Origin of the sequence: Campylobacter sp. CFSAN093233, from assembly GCF_011068165.1 — a bacterium.
Classification (GTDB): Bacteria; Campylobacterota; Campylobacteria; order Campylobacterales; family Campylobacteraceae; genus Campylobacter_D; species Campylobacter_D jejuni.
Genome location: NZ_JAAMWY010000003.1, coordinates 71,769 through 88,807 on the forward strand (window position 1 = coordinate 71,769; position 17,039 = coordinate 88,807).

22 protein-coding genes are annotated in these 17,039 nt (G+C 29.1%); 20 read left to right on the forward strand and 2 right to left on the reverse strand.

Annotation, left to right across the window (positions count from 1 at the left end):
- Positions 1–132: 132 nt before the first annotated feature.
- On the forward strand, positions 133–696 hold the full coding sequence (locus FBF15_RS01940) for a manganese efflux pump MntP family protein (RefSeq protein ID WP_002867928.1): 564 nt from the start codon (positions 133–135) through the stop codon (positions 694–696).
- Here FBF15_RS01940 and miaA read toward each other — a convergent pair.
- On the reverse strand, positions 682–1,551 hold the full coding sequence (miaA, locus tag FBF15_RS01945; protein WP_038813992.1) for a tRNA (adenosine(37)-N6)-dimethylallyltransferase MiaA: 870 nt from the start codon (positions 1,549–1,551) through the stop codon (positions 682–684). The genes FBF15_RS01940 and miaA overlap by 15 nt on opposite strands.
- Before the next feature lie 70 nt (positions 1,552–1,621).
- On the opposite strand from miaA, the gene mqnP reads away from it, so the two are divergent.
- The 19 genes from mqnP (at position 1,622) to trxB (ending at position 15,075) form a co-directional block, all read left to right on the forward strand.
- Complete coding sequence (gene mqnP / locus FBF15_RS01950) at positions 1,622–2,506, forward strand: menaquinone biosynthesis prenyltransferase MqnP (protein WP_002859371.1); 885 nt, start codon at positions 1,622–1,624, stop codon at positions 2,504–2,506.
- Complete coding sequence (locus FBF15_RS01955) at positions 2,497–2,994, forward strand: hypothetical protein (protein ID WP_002851641.1); 498 nt, start codon at positions 2,497–2,499, stop codon at positions 2,992–2,994. Before mqnP ends, FBF15_RS01955 begins: the two co-directional genes overlap by 10 nt.
- Positions 2,991–3,506, forward strand: a complete 516-nt coding sequence (locus tag FBF15_RS01960) for a hypothetical protein (RefSeq protein WP_002851715.1) — start codon at positions 2,991–2,993, stop codon at positions 3,504–3,506. Before FBF15_RS01955 ends, FBF15_RS01960 begins: the two co-directional genes overlap by 4 nt.
- A 12-nt stretch (positions 3,507–3,518) precedes the next feature.
- Entirely contained in the window at positions 3,519–4,481 is a 963-nt protein-coding gene (gene moaA / locus FBF15_RS01965) for a GTP 3',8-cyclase MoaA (protein ID WP_002909592.1), read from the forward strand.
- Positions 4,482–4,483: 2 nt separating this feature from the next.
- The gene (locus tag FBF15_RS01970) at positions 4,484–5,227 is read left to right on the forward strand and encodes a 7-carboxy-7-deazaguanine synthase QueE (RefSeq protein WP_038816901.1); all 744 of its coding nucleotides are present in this window, start codon (positions 4,484–4,486) and stop codon (positions 5,225–5,227) included.
- Positions 5,224–5,805, forward strand: coding sequence for a 6-carboxytetrahydropterin synthase (locus tag FBF15_RS01975; RefSeq protein WP_002851757.1), 582 nt, complete (start codon positions 5,224–5,226; stop codon positions 5,803–5,805). Before FBF15_RS01970 ends, FBF15_RS01975 begins: the two co-directional genes overlap by 4 nt.
- Positions 5,805–6,230 (forward strand): cytochrome c, encoded by a 426-nt coding sequence (locus tag FBF15_RS01980; RefSeq protein ID WP_002867930.1) that lies wholly within the window; start codon positions 5,805–5,807, stop codon positions 6,228–6,230. The genes FBF15_RS01975 and FBF15_RS01980 overlap by 1 nt, the downstream gene beginning before the upstream one ends.
- Positions 6,230–6,637 (forward strand): membrane protein, encoded by a 408-nt coding sequence (locus FBF15_RS01985; RefSeq protein WP_002851635.1) that lies wholly within the window; start codon positions 6,230–6,232, stop codon positions 6,635–6,637. Before FBF15_RS01980 ends, FBF15_RS01985 begins: the two co-directional genes overlap by 1 nt.
- A gap of 1 nt (position 6,638) precedes the next feature.
- Positions 6,639–7,295, forward strand: a complete 657-nt coding sequence (locus tag FBF15_RS01990) for a 16S rRNA (uracil(1498)-N(3))-methyltransferase (RefSeq protein ID WP_002851903.1) — start codon at positions 6,639–6,641, stop codon at positions 7,293–7,295.
- 78 nt (positions 7,296–7,373) lie between these two features.
- A complete protein-coding gene (gene rpmE, locus FBF15_RS01995) occupies positions 7,374–7,574 on the forward strand; it encodes a 50S ribosomal protein L31 (protein WP_002851603.1) in 201 nt (66 codons plus the stop codon).
- Between the two features lie 2 nt (positions 7,575–7,576).
- A complete protein-coding gene (gene rsmI / locus FBF15_RS02000; RefSeq protein WP_002869759.1) occupies positions 7,577–8,401 on the forward strand; it encodes a 16S rRNA (cytidine(1402)-2'-O)-methyltransferase in 825 nt (274 codons plus the stop codon).
- A gap of 13 nt (positions 8,402–8,414) precedes the next feature.
- Positions 8,415–9,098, forward strand: coding sequence for a 23S rRNA (guanosine(2251)-2'-O)-methyltransferase RlmB (gene rlmB, locus FBF15_RS02005; RefSeq protein WP_002869758.1), 684 nt, complete (start codon positions 8,415–8,417; stop codon positions 9,096–9,098).
- On the forward strand, positions 9,091–10,029 hold the full coding sequence (locus tag FBF15_RS02010; protein WP_002854357.1) for a membrane protein: 939 nt from the start codon (positions 9,091–9,093) through the stop codon (positions 10,027–10,029). Before rlmB ends, FBF15_RS02010 begins: the two co-directional genes overlap by 8 nt.
- Complete coding sequence (locus tag FBF15_RS02015; protein ID WP_002873411.1) at positions 10,023–10,829, forward strand: hypothetical protein; 807 nt, start codon at positions 10,023–10,025, stop codon at positions 10,827–10,829. The genes FBF15_RS02010 and FBF15_RS02015 overlap by 7 nt, the downstream gene beginning before the upstream one ends.
- Before the next feature lie 11 nt (positions 10,830–10,840).
- Entirely contained in the window at positions 10,841–12,043 is a 1,203-nt protein-coding gene (locus tag FBF15_RS02020) for an LL-diaminopimelate aminotransferase (protein ID WP_002869755.1), read from the forward strand.
- A gap of 3 nt (positions 12,044–12,046) precedes the next feature.
- Positions 12,047–13,294 (forward strand): homoserine dehydrogenase, encoded by a 1,248-nt coding sequence (locus FBF15_RS02025; protein WP_052804018.1) that lies wholly within the window; start codon positions 12,047–12,049, stop codon positions 13,292–13,294.
- A complete protein-coding gene (locus tag FBF15_RS02030; RefSeq protein ID WP_002854371.1) occupies positions 13,294–13,632 on the forward strand; it encodes a YraN family protein in 339 nt (112 codons plus the stop codon). The genes FBF15_RS02025 and FBF15_RS02030 overlap by 1 nt, the downstream gene beginning before the upstream one ends.
- Positions 13,633–13,688: 56 nt before the next feature.
- On the forward strand, positions 13,689–14,003 hold the full coding sequence (gene trxA / locus FBF15_RS02035) for a thioredoxin (protein ID WP_002778629.1): 315 nt from the start codon (positions 13,689–13,691) through the stop codon (positions 14,001–14,003).
- Between the two features lie 133 nt (positions 14,004–14,136).
- Positions 14,137–15,075 carry a thioredoxin-disulfide reductase gene (trxB, locus tag FBF15_RS02040; RefSeq protein WP_002851648.1) on the forward strand — a complete coding sequence of 313 codons (939 nt, stop codon included), beginning with the start codon at positions 14,137–14,139 and terminating at the stop codon, positions 15,073–15,075.
- 37 nt (positions 15,076–15,112) lie between these two features.
- Here the strand turns inward: trxB and FBF15_RS02045 are convergent, their stop codons facing one another.
- Positions 15,113–16,894: a PhoX family phosphatase gene (locus FBF15_RS02045; RefSeq protein WP_002924327.1), complete on the reverse strand. Its 1,782-nt coding sequence runs from the start codon at positions 16,892–16,894 to the stop codon at positions 15,113–15,115.
- Between the last annotated feature and the right edge of the window lie 145 nt (positions 16,895–17,039).

Sequence of the window (17,039 nt, forward strand, 5' to 3'; positions counted from 1 at the left end):
AAAATAAAAATGAAATTGAATTATATATATTTATTTCTTAAAATTTAATTAAATATATCAAAATTATGTGATTTTTATCTTTGTTTAATTATAATTTCATCTTCAATTTTTTATAAAATTTTAGGATTTATTATGGATTTTTATAGTCTTATTTTTTTATCCTGTGCTTTAGGAATGGATGCTTTTGCTGTATCACTATGCAAAGGTTTTAGTGTTAAAAAACTACATTTAAAACATTATCTTATTGTTGGAATTTATTTTGGTGGATTTCAAGCTTTGATGCCAACTATTGGTTATTTTATAGGCATAACTTTTGCATCTTTTATTGCGAGTATTGATCATTGGATAGCTTTTATTTTACTTTCTTTAATAGGATTAAAAATGATCAAAGAGTCATTGGAAAATGAAAATTGCGATAGTAATGCCAATCAATTTGGCTTTAAAACCATGCTAGCTTTAGCAATTGCTACGAGTATCGATGCACTAGCAGTTGGTGTGAGTTTTGCATTTTTAAATATAAATCTATTATTAGCTATATTTTTAATAGGTATTATCACCTTCATTTTATGTATCATTGCTCTAAAAATAGGGAATAAATTTGGAATTTATCTTAAAAATAAAGCTGAACTTTTAGGCGGATTGGTTTTAATTATACTAGGAGTAAAAATTCTAATAGAACATTTATTTTTCGATTGAAAATTTCATTCTTAAAGTAGCTAAAGCTTTATCAAATTCCAAGGCTTTACTTTGAAATTTTTTATTAAAAGTTCTTTGTCTTTTGGCAAGTTGTGTAGTATGTATCGTGATTAAATTTTCAAGCTCTTTAAAGGAAATTTCTCCATCTAAATATTCTTTACACTCTTTCAAACCTATAGAATTTAATGCTTTAAGTTTATAATCAAATTTAGAAAAAAGAATTTTTGCTTCATCTAAAAGTCCATTATCAAGCATTTCTTTTGTTCTAGTTTGAATACGTTTTTTTAAAATTTCTTTATCCCACGCAAGCTCATAAATTTCTATATCTTTAAGCACCCCAGTTTTTTGTGTTCTTTTTAAAAATTCACTAGGAATTTCTCTTGTTTGTTCATAAATACCCAGCCATTTTTTTAATCTATAAGTATCATTTTTTTCTATTTTATAGTTTGGATCAATATTTAATAAAAGAGCATAAATTTCATCGTTATTTAAAGAACTCTTTGACTCTAAGGTTTTTTCACTTAAACCATCTATCATAGTTTTTAAATAAAATCCAGTTCCACCTACTATAATTAGAGGTAAATTTCTAGCTAAAGCAAATTCTTTTGCTTTTTGATATTCTCTTATGAATAACTCAACATTAAAATGTTCATTCACGCTCAATAAATTTACCCCAAAGTATTTTATACTCGCAAGATCATCTTGTGAAGGCTTGGCACTTGCTATATTAATCTCTTTATAAACACAAAGACTATCAAGACTTAAAACAACAGCATTAAATTCTCTTGCTAAAGTATTGGCTATGTATGTTTTTCCACTCGCGGTTGTTCCTATTAATGCTATTTCAAAAAACATTTTAATATTTATCCTAAAATTTATAAAAATTTTAGTAAAATCATAGCAAAAAATATTTTAAAGTAGAAAAATGAACACATTCTGGATAAAATTTAAAGATATTTTAGAACTTGTAGTATTTAAGCATTCTATTTTTGCTTTGCCTTTTTTATTTTCCTCTATGATTGTAGCATCAAAACTTGCAAATGACACTGCTTGGTTTGGTTTTAAGGCGTTGATTTTAGGCATTATTTGTGCGGTAAGTGCAAGAAATTTTGCCATGGCTACAAATCGTTTAATGGATGAAGATATAGATAAGGATAATCCTCGTTGTGCAAATCGCCCTAATGTCAGTGGAAAAATAGGTAGAAAAAGCGTATGGATTTTTATCATTATTAATGCACTTATTTTTATATCATGTTCTTATTTTATTAATACTTTGGCCTTTTATTTGTCTTTTCCTGTGCTTTTGGTATTGGCTATTTATTCAGCTTTTAAGCGCTTTAGTTCTTTAGCACATTTAGTTTTAGGATTTTGTTTAGGACTTGCGCCTATTGCAGGAAGTGTTATAATTATGGGTGAAATTCACATTTATAGCGTTATTTTATGTTTAGGTGTAACTTTTTGGACAGCTGGGTTTGATCTGCTTTATTCTTTACAAGATATGGAGTATGATAAAAAAATAGGACTTCACTCTATTCCTGCTAAATTTGGTTCAAAGGCTACTTTATTTATATCAGCTTTTTGCCATATTTTAGCGGTATTATTTTGGCTTCTTTTTGTGTGGGAAGTTTGGGGTGTAGCACTTGGAAAAATAGCACTTATTGGGGTAATTATAAGCGGTATTATTTTAGCCTTGGAACATAAAATTGTTCACAAGAATTTTGCTCATATTGATAGAGCATTTTTTACTCTAAATGGTTATTTAAGTATTATCTTTTTTATTTTTATTTGGATTGATTTATTATGGAATTAGCACTTTTTAAAGCAGGATTTGAAGCTCATTTAGAATGTTGTGAAATAGAAAATAACCGTTTTCTTGGAGAATACCTAAAACTTGGAGCAATTTCTCAAATTTTAAAATGGAAAAAACTTGCTTTACGCATTGATTTTGACGAGGGTGAAAAAATTATTTTTGATCTTCTTTTAAGTCTAAAAGAAGATATTTTAAGGCTTGAAAATTCTTTAGATAAAAATAAAGAACTTATACCACTTAAGCAAAAAGGGGTAATAGAATCTTTAAATTTTGAGTATCTAAATTTTTTGGATACTATTTTAGAAGAAGATAAAGAATATTATTTAAGATTTGATTTAAATAATCAAAAAATAGCTATTTTTATCAAAGCTCAAAGTCAAACATTGGCAAAAATTATCAAAATTAAGCCTGAAGACAAAATGGCTTTTGATGCTTTTGTTGTTGAAATCCAAAGAAATATGATAAGAAATAAGAAAGGCCAAGAATGAGTGATGATGTACTTTATTTAGTTTTTATAATTGTGCTTTTAATTGCAATGCTAGCCTACATGAATATCAAAGAAAGAGAAAATAATGCAAAAATAGCAAAACTTCAAAATGTGATAGAAGATATTACCAAAGAACTTCATTATTTTCGTAAAGAATTAGGAGTTAAAGATGATAGCGAAGAGGATGAAGACTATAAAACCTCTCTTTTAAAAGAAGAAATTATGATTGAACTTGATAAACAAATCAGTTCAAAAATCACTCCTGTTTTAAGAACACTAAAAACTATGGAACATATCATAGAAGATTTTCAAAATGAACAACAAAATCGTCTTTTAAATTTGGAACAAAAAGCACAAAGCATGGCTAAACTTACACCAAATTACGATACAGAAGAACAAAAAATAGAAAATCTTTTCAAAGAAGGAAAAAGCATAGAACAAATCGCTAAAGATTTACGCATTGGCACTGGAAATGTAGAACTTGTCTTAAAATTTAAGAAATTAATAAAATAGAATGGAAAATAAATGCTTATAGATCAATTCGGTAGAAAGATAAATTATCTTAGAATTTCAGTTACACAAAGATGTAACTTTCGCTGCCTTTATTGTATGCCAAAAATTCCTTTCGATTATCAGCCAAAAGAAAATTTATTAAGCTTCGAAGAACTTTTTTTATTTGTTAAAGCAGCTATAGACGAAGGAATTGAAAAAATCCGTATAACAGGTGGGGAACCTTTATTAAGAAAAGATTTAAGTATTTTTATAAAAATGATTAACGATTATAAAAGCGATATTGACCTTGCTATAACTACAAATGGATTTTTACTAAAAGACTTTGCTAAAGACCTAAAAAATGCTGGACTTAAACGACTTAATATTTCACTTGATACCCTAGATCACAAAAAAGCAAAAACTCTTGCGCAAAAAGATATATTAGATAGTGTTTTATCTGGAATTGATGAAGTTTTAAATCTAGATTTGAAAGTAAAACTTAATACTGTAGCTCTTAAAAATTTAAACGATGATGAACTGATATCTCTTTTGGAATTTGCAAAATCAAAAAAAGCTCAAATTCGCTTTATAGAATTTATGGAAAATACTCATGCTTATGGTAAATTACAAGGATTAAAAAGAGATGAAATTATACAAATTTTGAGTCAAAAATATCAAATTCAACTTATAAAAAAAGATGAAAAAGCACCTGTGAGTATTTACAAGGCAGATGATTATGAATTTGGAATTATAGATCCTCATAGCCATGAATTTTGCGATTCTTGCAATCGCATACGCTTAAGTGCTGAAGGCTTGTTAATACCTTGTCTTTATTTTGATGAAGCATTAAGCATAAAAGAAGCGGTTCGAAAAGGTGATATTAAAGCCGCTGTAGAAATATTACAAGAAGTATTAAGAAATAAACCAGAAAAAAATAAATGGAGTGTTGTTGATAATGAAACCTCATCTCGTGCTTTTTATCAAACTGGAGGTTAATTTTGCAACTTGTTGAAAGTTTCTTAAGCATTCAAGGAGAAGGTAAATATAATGGAAAATTAGCTATTTTTATGCGTTTTGCTGGTTGTAATTTCAACTGTTTAGGTTTTAATGTAAAAATATCAAAAAACGATAAAACTCTCATTGGATGTGACACGATAAGAGCTGTTTTCACAAAAGATTTTAAAGAAAGTTATGAAACTTTAAATGCTAATGAACTTTTAAAAAGAGTGATAAAATTAAAACAAGACCTTAATCCTATAGTTGTTATCACAGGTGGAGAACCATTAATCCATTATGAAAATCCTGAATTTATAGAATTTATCCAAATGTTATTAAAAAATAAATTCGAAATACACTTTGAAAGCAATGGAAGCATAGAAATTGATTTTGATAGATATCCTTTTTACAAAGAATGTATTTTTGCTTTAAGCGTTAAACTCCAAAATAGTGGGATAAAAAAAGATAAACGATTAAATTTTAAAGCTTTAAAAGCATTTAAAAATTACGCAAAAGATAGTTTTTATAAATTTGTTTTAGATGCCAATACTCTTGATAATTCATTTTTAGAAATCAATGAAATTCTAAAAGAAGCTCCAAATCAAATTTTTTGTATGCCTATGGGTGAAAATGAGCAAAACCTTAAAAAAAATGCTCAAAAAATTGCTGAATTTTGTATTAAGAATGGTTATAATTATTCTGATAGAATTCATATTCGTCTTTGGAACGATAAAGAGGGTGTATGATTATAAGAAAATTATTTGAATTTGAAAACGCACACATTGTTAGATTTTGTTCTTCTAAGCGTTGCAAAAGTAGCATTCATGGACATTCTTACAAAGTTGAAGTTTTACTTGAAAGCAAATATTTAGATAATGCTGGAATGGTCTATGATTTTGGACTTTTAAAAACCTATATACGCCAAATTATTGATAGTTTTGATCATGCTATCACTCTTTTTAAATATGATGACGCAAAATATTTAGAAGAAATGAAAAAATATTCAAGTCGTTGGATTTGCCTGCCTGTTAATGTAAGTGCTGAAAATTTTTGTCGTGTATTTTTCATACTTATAGATGCTTTATTAAAACAAACAAAAATGGTAAATGGAGAACAAGGAGTGACTTTACAAAGTATCATTGTTCATGAAACAAGAACAGGCTATGCACAAGGTTTTAGAGAAGATGCCTATAGTGAGCTAATGCCAAAAATTTCACTTCAAGACATAGAATTTTCCAATGGCATTAAAGTAGAATGGAATGATATAGATTTTTATAACAAATTAAAAAATGAAGAAATTTTTATAAATCCAAAGGAGATTTAATGCAAAAAGCTAAAATTTTAATTGCCTTAAGTTTTTTTTTATTAGTTTTATCTGCCTGTTCTAATGATGAAAAAAATATTTCTAAGACTCAAAATACAGATCAAGAAGTAGTCCAAATAGAACAAAACGATGAAAAAACAGAATTAAGTGACTCCAACCTGCCTTTACCTGTAGATGATGAAGCACAAAGTTCAGATGATGAACATGAAGTCAATCCTAGTATTATCAACTCTTTATATAAACAAAAATGCGCCACTTGTCATGGAGAAAAAGGGGAATTAAAACCTAAAAACAGCACGGCCATTAAAACCTTGAGCAATAAAATTTTTATACAAAAAATAAAAACGATAAAAGATAAAAACCATAGTTTTTTAAGTGATGAACAAATTCAAAATTTAGCTGATTTTATAAACAAAGGAAAATAATGGATCAAAGTTACGAATTCTTTTTAGCTTTACATCTTTATAGTCTTTATGCGAGCGGTTTTTTAATGCTTTTTTATCTTATACTAACACAAGGAAATTTTAAAACCGAATTCATTTTTATTCGCAGAATACGATTATTTTTACCAATTTATTATTTATTTTTAGCTTTGATTATTTTTACAGGTTGTTTGTTATCAGCAATGAAACAATTTCAAATGAATGTCAATATCTGGGTAATGATTTTTTCTTGGATCTTAATTTTTGCCTTAGCAATTTTTCACTTTGTTTGTTTTAAAAAAGCAAGAAGATTTAGAAAATATGCCACTTTTAGATGGATTAGTTGTTTGATTTTACCTTTTGAAATTTTTTTATTGTTTTTGCCTTTTTTAATAGAAAGATATCTATAAAATGCAATTTTTGTATAACAAGCAAGCTGGAGAAGAGTTTATACAACTTCAAGGTGAAAACTTTAACCATTTAAAAGTAAGAAGAGTAAAGGAAAATTCGGAGCTAAATCTTAGAAATTTACAAGATAATTTTCTTTACAACTATACAATCACAAATTTAACAAGAAATTCTTGCACTTTAAAATTTTTAAACAAAAAATCACAAAATATAAAACAAAGTGAATTAAACTTAGCCTTAGCCATTATAGATATTAAAATTTTAGAAAAAACTCTACCTTTCTTAAATGAACTTGGAGTAAAAAAGTTACATTTGGTTTTTACAAATTTTTCACAAAGAAATTTTAAAATCGATTTAGAAAGATTTGAAAAAATCATTATTTCTTCTTGTGAACAATGCGGTAGAAATACTAAAATGGATTTAATTATCCACCAAAGCACTCAAGAATTTGTTCAAAAATTTCCAAATGCAATTATGGTTGATTTTCAAGGAGAACAACAAAGTCATTTCGATGAAAAAGAATTATATTTTATAGGTCCTGAAGGTGGATTTAACAATGATGAGAGATTATTGTTTAACCGGAAAATCTCTCTTAAAAGCTCTAATATTCTAAAAAGTCAAACAGCTATTATAGCTATAGCTTCAAAAATTTTGCTTTAACTTTTCTTAAATTAATCTCTTTTTTATGTTAAATAATTTATAATCACGGCTTATTGTTTTAATTTTTAAGGAAAACTAATGAAAAAAGAAATTCACCCAGAATATGTAGAATGCAAAGTAAGTTGTGCTTGTGGAAATACTTTTACAACAAAGTCAAACAAAGCAGAATTAAGAGTAGATATTTGTTCAAATTGCCATCCTTTTTTTACAGGCAGTGAAAAAATTGTAGATGCTGCAGGTCGTGTAGAGAAATTTAAGAAAAAATACGCAATGCAATAATTATGCTTTATTTTATTCCTACTCCCATAGGAAATTTAAGCGATATTTCTTTTAGAGCCTTAGAACTTTTAAAGACTTGCGATCTTGTGTTTTGCGAAGATACAAGAGTAAGTAAGTCTTTGATTTCGTTATTAAATACCAAATTTCACACTGATATACATATTTCTAAATTTATAGCCTTACACTCCCATAATGAAAAAGAAGTTTTAGCAAGTATTGATTTAAAGATATTTGAAAAAAATGTAGCTTATTTAAGCGATGCAGGAATGCCAGGGATTAGTGATCCTGGCAAGGCTTTGGTAGAATTTGCACAAGAAAATAATATCACCTATGAAATTTTACCAGGTGCAAATGCAGCCTTAGTTGCTCTTGTAAGCTCAGCATTTTGTCAAAAAGAATTTATCTTTATTGGTTTTTTAGCAAATAAAGGCAAAGAAAGACAAAAAGATATAGAAAAAATTTTAAACTTTCCTTATCCAAGTATTATTTACGAATCCCCCAAGCGTATTTTATCTTTAGTAGAACAGATTATGATTCTAGACAGCCAAAGAGAAATTTTTTTGATTAAAGAAATCAGTAAAAAATTTGAAAAAAAATTTAAAGGCAATGCTAAAGAGCTTTCTGAAATTTTAAAAAAGTCTAATTTAAACGGTGAATGGGTTGTAGTACTGCAATCAAAAGAGCAAAATTTTTTGCAAAATACTCTTTGTGAAAAAGATATTATGGATTTAGAGCTGTCTTTAAAAGCAAAAGCAAAATTATTATCAAAGATCAATGGAAAAAATGCAAAAGAAATTTATCAAAAACTGCTTTTAAGTCAAGATTAGGTAAAATTTTAATATGATAGTTTATGGGAAGCAAATATTTTTTTATATTTTAGAATATCATAAAGACTGTATCAATGAGCTTTATTTAGCAAAAGAATGTGATAAAATTACTTTTTCCAAAATCGCAAAATCTGGTTTTAAAATCAAAAAACTTGATTTTAAAACTGCTCAAGCTTATGCGAAAGGTGGAAATCATCAAGGTTTTTTGCTAGATATTAAAGAAAGTTCTTTTGCGAATTTAAATGAGATCAAAAAAAATGATTTTATTGTTATGCTTTATGGAATTAGCGATGTAGGAAATATAGGGGCTATCACGCGTACAGCTTATGCTTTAGGGGTTGGGGCTTTAATTTTTATTGGTGAAAAATTAGCCATGGAAGGAGTAATTCGCACAAGCAGCGGAGCGGCTCTTGATTTACCTATTGTGATAAGCAACGATGCTTTAAGTGTAATAAATGAACTAAAACAAGTAGGTTTTTATTTTTATGCGAGTGATGGCTCGGGAAAAGAAATTCACAGTGTAAAAATAAGCAATGGTAAAAAAGTTTTAGTTTTGGGTAGTGAGGGTTTTGGTTTAAGCTCTAAAATTATAAAAAAGTGCGATGAATGTGTGGGCATTGCGATGAAAAATAATTTTGATAGTCTTAATGTCAGCGCTGCTTTTGCAATACTTTGTGATAGGATGTTAAATGCTTAATTGGAAAAAAATACAAGAATTAAATTTAAAAGAAGTTGCAGCAAAAACGCAAATTGAACTTGATTTTCTTGAAGCTTTAGTAGAAAAGAATTTTGCTGTTTTAAGTCGTTTTAATGTTAAAGGTTTTGTTAAAATTTTAAGCAGAGAATACGAACTCGACTTTAGTGATTTTAACGAAGAGTATGAAGCTTATCTTAACGAAAACAATCCTACTCCACAAACAAAATCAAAAATGATAACCCCAAAACTAGATGCTTATAGTCAAAAATCCTCTAACGCTTGGCCTTTTTTGATTGTTCTTATTGTTTTAGTGATTATAGGAAGTGGAATTTATTATTTTGATACACTTAAAACTTTTTTCAAAGATGAACAAAATAATACTAGTGCAACGGTTATAGACATAATAGGACAAGCACAAGAAAATTTAAAATCTTTAAGTGGAAACAATGTTGTTGTTATAGACAACAATAAAGCACAAGAAACAAATCAAACAGAGAGCGTTTTACCAAGCCAAAACACCTCATTACAAGAAAATGATAAAAACATAAGCATAGAAAATAATATCAGTGAAAATAACACAACTCTACTCGATGAAGAAAAAAATACCCAAATCCAAGAAGACACAAATACACTAAAAACTGATTCTTTAAAAGAAGCACATTTTAAAACCTCTACCAAGATTTGGATAGGTTTGATAGATTTAAAAAGCCTTAAAAAAACAAGCTTTGTTAAAGAAAAAGATTTTAATATTTCTTTAGATAAAGATCAGTTAATTTTAACAGGGGCTGCAGCTTTAACAATGTTTGATCAAGAAAATAAAGAACAAAAATTTCCTGTAGGAATTTCAAAACGTTTCTTGATTAAAGATGGAAAAATTACCAGTATTTCAGCTGCTGAATTTGTAAAATTAAATAAAGGTAAAGAATGGTAAAAAAAATTATTATTCTTACTTTTTGGGTTAATATATCTTTTGCAATCTCAAGTCTTGAATTAGCAAAAAATTTAGTAAACAATCCTAGTAAAAATTCTCAACTAGAATTATTATTCTCAAATAATTCTTACATAGATAATAATGGAAATTGTGATATTGCAAAAATATCTCAAATATTAAAAACCAATTCTTTAATTGCCTTAACACTATCAAATCCTCAAAGTCTAAAACTAAATTTTAAAGCAAAAGCTGATGAAGTTATGTTTTTTAAAATTTTATCCGATGTTTTAACAGATGCCGGATATATATATTTTATCCCTACAGATTTGATTTTAAGAGAAGGAAATATTGACTATACCATACAAGTAGAATCTCAATATGTTTTAGATCCTGGAACGCTTTACAATCTCTTAAAAGAAAATTCTGTCTATATAGATAATATTAAGCGCATTGGAGCATATGACTATGAATATGATTTAAATTTTTCCAATGCTGTATTAAAAACCAATACAAATGTTAATTTAAATACTCCAAAATCATTAGAAAAACCCCTTAAAGACTATGTGCTTGATTTAAAAAATGCTACAAATTTGATTATTGATGCAAATGATTTAGACAATTGGTTTCCTAAAATCTTCTTTTTAGATAAAAATCTGAATCTAATTAAAGCAGTAAAAAGCGAAAATAAAAATAATCATTTTTCAGAACTTATTCCAAATGGTGCTATATATGCTATTGTAAGCGATATGTATAGTTTAGATAATATACGCAGGGGTTTAAAAATCACACTTAAAAAATAAAGGATTAAGAAATGTTTGATGAAATCCGTTTTAATACCATAGAAAGACTTCCAAATTATGTTTTCGCAGAGGTAAATGCGATAAAAATGGCAGCAAGACGTGCTGGAGAGGACATCATCGACTTTTCAATGGGAAATCCTGATGGTAAAACTCCACAACACATTATAGATAAACTTTGTGAAAGTGCTAACAAAGATAAAACCTCGGGATATTCTACATCCATGGGGATTTATAAACTTCGCTTAGCAATTTGTAATTGGTATAAAAGAAAATATAATGTCAATTTAGATCCTGAAAATGAAGTTGTAGCTACCATGGGTTCAAAAGAGGGTTTTGTAAATCTTGCAAGAGCGATTATAAATCCTGGAGATGTTGCTATTGTGCCAACTCCTGCTTATCCTATACATACTCAAGCTTTTATTATAGCAGGAGGTAATGTAGCAAAAATGCCTTTAGCTTATAATGAAAAATTTGAGCTTGATGAAAATCAATTTTTTGAAAATTTACATAAAACTTTAAATGAAAGCATCCCGCGTCCAAAATATATCGTTGTTAATTTCCCGCATAATCCAACAACAGTAACTTGTGAGAAAAGTTTTTATGAAAGATTGATAACAACGGCAAAAAAAGAAAGATTTTATATTATTTCAGATATTGCTTATGCAGATTTAACTTATGATGACTATAAAACTCCTTCTATTTTGGAAATTGAAGGCGCAAAAGATGTAGCGGTAGAAACTTACACTCTTTCAAAATCTTACAATATGGCAGGCTGGCGTGTGGGTTTTGTAGTAGGAAATAAACGCTTAGTCAGTGCGCTTAAAAAAATAAAATCTTGGTTTGATTATGGTATGTACACACCTATTCAAGTAGCAGCTACCATAGCTTTAGATGGAGATCAAACTTGTGTGGATGAAATCCGTGCAACTTATGATAAAAGAATGCACATTTTACTTGAAGCTTTTGAAAATGCAGGCTGGAAACTTCAAAAACCAAGAGCAAGTATGTTTGTTTGGGCAAAACTCCCTGAAAGCAAAAGACATTTAAAAAGTTTAGAATTTTCAAAGCAACTTTTACAGCGTGCCAGTGTTGCAGTAAGTCCTGGGGTAGGTTTTGGCGAAGCAGGTGATGAGTATGTAAGAATTGCTTTAATTGAAAATGAAAATCGCATACGCCAAGCTGCACGCAATATCAAAAAATATTTAAAAGAATAAGTTATGAAAGTAGCGATTCTTGGTTATGGCACTGTTGGAAGTGCGGTGGTTAAATTTCTTTTAGAAAATGATAAACTTATTCGTGCAAGATGTGGGCAAAGCATAACTCCTGTGATCGCTCTTGCTAGAAGTCCTAAAAAAAATGCTTTAATTCCAATTACTCATAGCGTTGCAGAAATTTTAAATGCTGATGTAGATGTTTTTGTAGAATTAATGGGTGGGGTGGATGAAGCTTTTAAAATAGTGAGTGAAATTTTAAAAAAGAAAAAAGCTGTTGTTACTGCAAATAAAGCTATGCTTGCTTATCATCGTTATGAACTTGAAAATTTGGCTAAAAATTTAGCTTTTGGTTATGAAGCAAGTGTGGCTGGAGGAATTCCTATTATCAAGGTTTTAAAAGAAGGTTTAAGTGCAAATAATATTTTGGCTATAAAAGGGATTTTAAATGGTACGAGTAATTATATTTTAAGTTCTATGAGTCAAAAAAATATGAGTTTTAAACAAGCTTTGCAAATAGCTCAAAATTTAGGTTATGCAGAGGCTGATCCAACTTTTGACATAGAAGGGCGAGATGCAGCACATAAACTGCTTGTTTTATCAAGTATCGCTTATAATCTTAAAGCTAAACCTGAAGATATTTTGATCGAGGGTATTAGTGAAATTGCACCTGAAGATATGTATTTTGCTAATGAGTTTGAATTTACCATAAAACTTTTAGGTATAGCTAAGGTGCGTGAAAATAAAGTAGAATTAAGGGTGCATCCTACTATGATAGATAAAGAAAAAATGCTTGCAAAAGTTGATGGAGTGATGAATGCTATAAGCATTAATGGAGATTTGTTGGGTGAAAGTTTGTATTATGGAGCAGGAGCAGGAGGAGAGGCCACTGCAAGTGCTGTGATTTCAGATCTTATGGATATAGCAAGAGATCAGGTAAAAGCACCAATGCTTGGTTTTGTGAACACTTTAGAATACGAGCTTTTAAGCAAAGATGAAATTTATACAAAATATTATTTAAGGGTGAAAGTTGAAGATAAAATAGGGGTTTTATCTAAAATCACACAATTGATGAGTGAAAATAATATTTCTATCGATAGTTTCTTACAAAAACCTAAAAAAAATGATGAAAATTACAGTACTTTGTTTTTTACTACGCATTTAACTTATGAAAAAAGCATACAAAATTTGCTTGAAATTTTACGCAAACAAGATTTTATAAAAACCAAACCTTTTATGATGCGTATAGAATAATGGGTTTAAAAGCTTATTTAGATGGAATTTTAGGTGAAGATAAGGCTTGTAAATTTTTAAAAAAACAGGGCTTTGAAATTTTAAAAAGAAATTTCTATTCTAAATTTGGAGAAATCGATATAATAGCCAAAAAAGATGAAATTTTACATTTTATAGAGGTTAAATTTACTCAAGATGATTATGAAGTTTCCGAGCGTTTGGATAGAAAAAAACTTGAAAAAATTTTAAAAACTATAGAATTTTATCATCTTAAAAATGGAATTTCATCGGATTTTCAGATTGATCTGATTTGCATTAAAAATGATGTGATACAATTTTGCGAAAATATAAGTTTTTAAGCTGATATTTAAAAAAATAAAATACAATTAGACAAAAATTAAAGAAAGGAAAAATTATGGGAAAATATATTGAATTAACAAGTGATAATTTTGCTCAAGCAAAAGAAGGTGTAGCTTTAGTTGATTTTTGGGCTCCATGGTGCGGACCTTGTAGAATGCTTGCTCCAGTTATTGATGAACTTGCAAATGACTTCGATGGTAAAGCTAAAATTTGCAAAGTAAATACAGATGAACAAGGTGATTTAGCAGCTGAATTTGGTGTTCGCTCTATTCCTACGCTTATTTTCTTTAAAAATGGTGAAGTTGTAGATCAACTAGTTGGTGCACAATCTAAACAAGCAATTAGCGATAAATTAAACTCTTTACTATAAACTAAAGGCTAGTATAACTAGCCTTCTTCTTAAAAATTTCAAATTTATACTAAATAATAATTTTTATTAACTACTATTAAGAATAATTTTTATATCATTATTAATAATAAAATTCAATATAAAGGAAATATAAATGTTAGATGTAGCAATCATAGGTGGAGGTCCTGCTGGACTTAGTGCCGGACTTTATGCAACTAGAGGTGGACTTAAAAATGTAGTAATGTTTGAAAAAGGTATGCCTGGTGGACAAATTACCTCAAGTTCTGAGATAGAAAATTATCCAGGTGTAGCCCAAGTTATGGATGGAATTTCTTTTATGGCTCCTTGGAGTGAACAATGCATGCGTTTTGGTTTAAAACATGAAATGGTTGGAGTAGAACAAATTTTAAAAAATAGTGATGGAAGTTTTACCATCAAATTAGAAGGTGGTAAAACAGAACTTGCTAAAGCTGTGATAGTTTGTACAGGCTCAGCTCCAAAAAAAGCAGGTTTTAAGGGCGAAGATGAATTTTTTGGAAAAGGTGTAAGCACTTGTGCAACTTGTGATGGATTTTTTTATAAAAATAAAGAAGTTGCAGTTTTAGGTGGTGGAGATACGGCTTTAGAAGAAGCTTTATATCTAGCAAATATTTGTTCTAAGATTTATCTTATCCACCGCAGAGATGAGTTTAGAGCAGCTCCATCTACAGTAGAAAAAGTTAAGAAAAACGAAAAAATAGAACTCATTACTAGCGCAAGTGTAGATGAAGTATATGGCGATAAAATGGGTGTTGCTGGAGTAAAAGTAAAATTAAAAGATGGTAGTATTAGAGATTTAAATGTTCCAGGAATTTTTACTTTTGTTGGTCTTAACGTAAGAAATGAAATTTTAAAACAAGACGATAGTAAGTTTTTATGCAATATGGAAGAAGGTGGGCAAGTAAGTGTTGATCTTAAAATGCAAACTAGCGTTGCTGGACTTTTTGCCGCAGGGGACCTTAGAAAAGATGCGCCTAAGCAAGTTATTTGTGCTGCAGGTGATGGAGCTGTAGCTGCATTAAGTGCTATGGCTTATATAGAAAGCTTGCATTAAGATTTTATAAAGTTGCTAAAAGCAACTTTATTTTTATTTAGCTTCCTATCACTCCACCATCAAGTTTTCTTATCATTATTACACTCGATCTTGGTGTTTTTCCATAAGGAAAAGTACTACCTTTCAAACCTTCTCCTGGATGTTGTATGCCTACAAACATTGTAGTATAATCCTCACTAAAAGCAATCCCTGTTAATTCACAAGCAATAGGCCCTGTTAAAAAGCGTCTGATTTCCCCTGTTTTTGGATTTGCTGCTAGCATGCAGTTATTTCCCATACCTTCGTATTCATCTTTATTAGAATAAGATCCATCTGTTTGTATCCAAAGTCTTCCATCTCTATCAAATTTAAGTCCATCAGGAGAATTGAATTTATTTTCACTTGTAATATTATTTGAGCCTTTATATAAGCCTTGTTGGTTATCAGGATTTCCAGCAAGAGCAAAAATTTCCCAAGTAAAATCATCGTCTTTATGAGAATTTTTTGGCATCCATTTTAAAATTTGTCCATAAACATTTTTAGTCCTTGGATTTGCTGCATTAGGTTCTTGGCGATTTTTATTGTTCGTTAGTGTTGCAAATACCTCTTTAGAACCACTTTGTTTATGGCTTGCTATCCATTCACATCTATCCATAGGAGTTGCACCTACAATGCTTGCAGCAAGACGCGTATTGATGAGTACTTGAGCTTGAGACTTAAAACCATTTTTTTCATCTAAGCTGTTTTTGCCATATTCTAAAGCTATCCATTTTCCCTGTCCTTTAAAATCTCCCACCTTGCCATTAAACTGTCCTACATACAAAATACCTTCATCTAAAATTTTACTTGTATCAGCACCTTTTTTGTATTTATGTTTGCTAACAAATTTATAAATAAATTCATTCATCTCATCATCACCCATATAAACTATAACAGAACCATCTTTTTCTACGATAATTTCTGCGTTTTCATGTTTAAAACGCCCTAAAGAAGTTCTTTTAACAGGTGTGCTTTTTGCATCAAAAGGATTGATTTCCACTATCCAACCAAAACGATTGGCTTCATTGATATTTTTAGCTAAATCGAATCTTTCATCAAATTTTTCCCATCCATAAAGACTAGTTTTGTTAAATCCATAGCGCTTAAAGGCGTCATTAAATTCTAGATTTTCATCTGAACTTCCAAAAAAATCGTCAAAATTTTCTTCACAGGTGATATAAGTTCCCCAAGGTGTTTGTCCATTTGCACAATTTGCAAAAGTTCCATGAACAAATTTTTCATTTTTTAAAACTTCTTTTTTAGCTGCTCCACTTACTTGCATTTTAGTGTTTGCATCGATTCTGCGATTATACTTAGAGTCTAAAACCACAGTCCAATCATCACCCTTTTTTTCGATTTCTAAGATACTCACACCCACACTGGCTTGCTCATATAAAATATCTTCTTTGCTTAAATTTTTACCATGATGATTAAACATGATTTCAGGATTTATATATTCATTATTAACGGCTAAAATTCCTCTGTTTTTTGAAAGTGGAAAAAAACTCATACCATCATCGTTATCTCCAAAAACCAAATGAGCATTTTTAATTGCATTCATATCGATGATTTTATTTTCATCATAAGGTTTTGCTTTACTAAAAAGTGGATCACCCCAAGAAATTAAAACCTTTGCTTCATAACCTTGCGGTACTATAACTTTATCTTGTGTGCTTGCACTAACAGCTTTAAAACCTAACAAATCCTTATCCTTAAGCATAACAGCACTTAAATTTGAACTTGCAAAAAAAGCCACCATAGAACCTAAAGCTGAACCTTTTAAAAACAATCTTCTTTCCATTTGTTTTTACCCCATATTGAAATTTAAAACAATGGAAGTATAAAAATATTTGGAAACTTTTTAGAAACTTTGATGAAAAATTTAAATTGAAGGAAAAATTTATACCTAGTTTTTTACTAGGTATAAATGATTAATTAAAACCTTT

Coding starts and splice junctions, on each gene's coding strand:
- FBF15_RS01975 (WP_002851757.1), top strand. CDS start 5,224: ATGATTATAAGAAAATTATTTGAATTTGAAAACGCACACATTGTTAGA.
- trxA (WP_002778629.1), top strand. CDS start 13,689: ATGGGAAAATATATTGAATTAACAAGTGATAATTTTGCTCAAGCAAAA.
- FBF15_RS02045 (WP_002924327.1), bottom strand. CDS start 16,894: ATGGAAAGAAGATTGTTTTTAAAAGGTTCAGCTTTAGGTTCTATGGTG.
- FBF15_RS01980 (WP_002867930.1), top strand. CDS start 5,805: ATGCAAAAAGCTAAAATTTTAATTGCCTTAAGTTTTTTTTTATTAGTT.
- rsmI (WP_002869759.1), top strand. CDS start 7,577: ATGCTTTATTTTATTCCTACTCCCATAGGAAATTTAAGCGATATTTCT.
- FBF15_RS01960 (WP_002851715.1), top strand. CDS start 2,991: ATGAGTGATGATGTACTTTATTTAGTTTTTATAATTGTGCTTTTAATT.
- FBF15_RS02030 (WP_002854371.1), top strand. CDS start 13,294: ATGGGTTTAAAAGCTTATTTAGATGGAATTTTAGGTGAAGATAAGGCT.
- FBF15_RS01940 (WP_002867928.1), top strand. CDS start 133: ATGGATTTTTATAGTCTTATTTTTTTATCCTGTGCTTTAGGAATGGAT.
- rlmB (WP_002869758.1), top strand. CDS start 8,415: ATGATAGTTTATGGGAAGCAAATATTTTTTTATATTTTAGAATATCAT.
- FBF15_RS01955 (WP_002851641.1), top strand. CDS start 2,497: ATGGAATTAGCACTTTTTAAAGCAGGATTTGAAGCTCATTTAGAATGT.
- miaA (WP_038813992.1), bottom strand. CDS start 1,551: ATGTTTTTTGAAATAGCATTAATAGGAACAACCGCGAGTGGAAAAACA.
- FBF15_RS02020 (WP_002869755.1), top strand. CDS start 10,841: ATGTTTGATGAAATCCGTTTTAATACCATAGAAAGACTTCCAAATTAT.
- FBF15_RS02015 (WP_002873411.1), top strand. CDS start 10,023: ATGGTAAAAAAAATTATTATTCTTACTTTTTGGGTTAATATATCTTTT.
- FBF15_RS02025 (WP_052804018.1), top strand. CDS start 12,047: ATGAAAGTAGCGATTCTTGGTTATGGCACTGTTGGAAGTGCGGTGGTT.
- mqnP (WP_002859371.1), top strand. CDS start 1,622: ATGAACACATTCTGGATAAAATTTAAAGATATTTTAGAACTTGTAGTA.
- FBF15_RS02010 (WP_002854357.1), top strand. CDS start 9,091: ATGCTTAATTGGAAAAAAATACAAGAATTAAATTTAAAAGAAGTTGCA.
- moaA (WP_002909592.1), top strand. CDS start 3,519: ATGCTTATAGATCAATTCGGTAGAAAGATAAATTATCTTAGAATTTCA.
- FBF15_RS01985 (WP_002851635.1), top strand. CDS start 6,230: ATGGATCAAAGTTACGAATTCTTTTTAGCTTTACATCTTTATAGTCTT.
- rpmE (WP_002851603.1), top strand. CDS start 7,374: ATGAAAAAAGAAATTCACCCAGAATATGTAGAATGCAAAGTAAGTTGT.
- trxB (WP_002851648.1), top strand. CDS start 14,137: ATGTTAGATGTAGCAATCATAGGTGGAGGTCCTGCTGGACTTAGTGCC.
- FBF15_RS01990 (WP_002851903.1), top strand. CDS start 6,639: ATGCAATTTTTGTATAACAAGCAAGCTGGAGAAGAGTTTATACAACTT.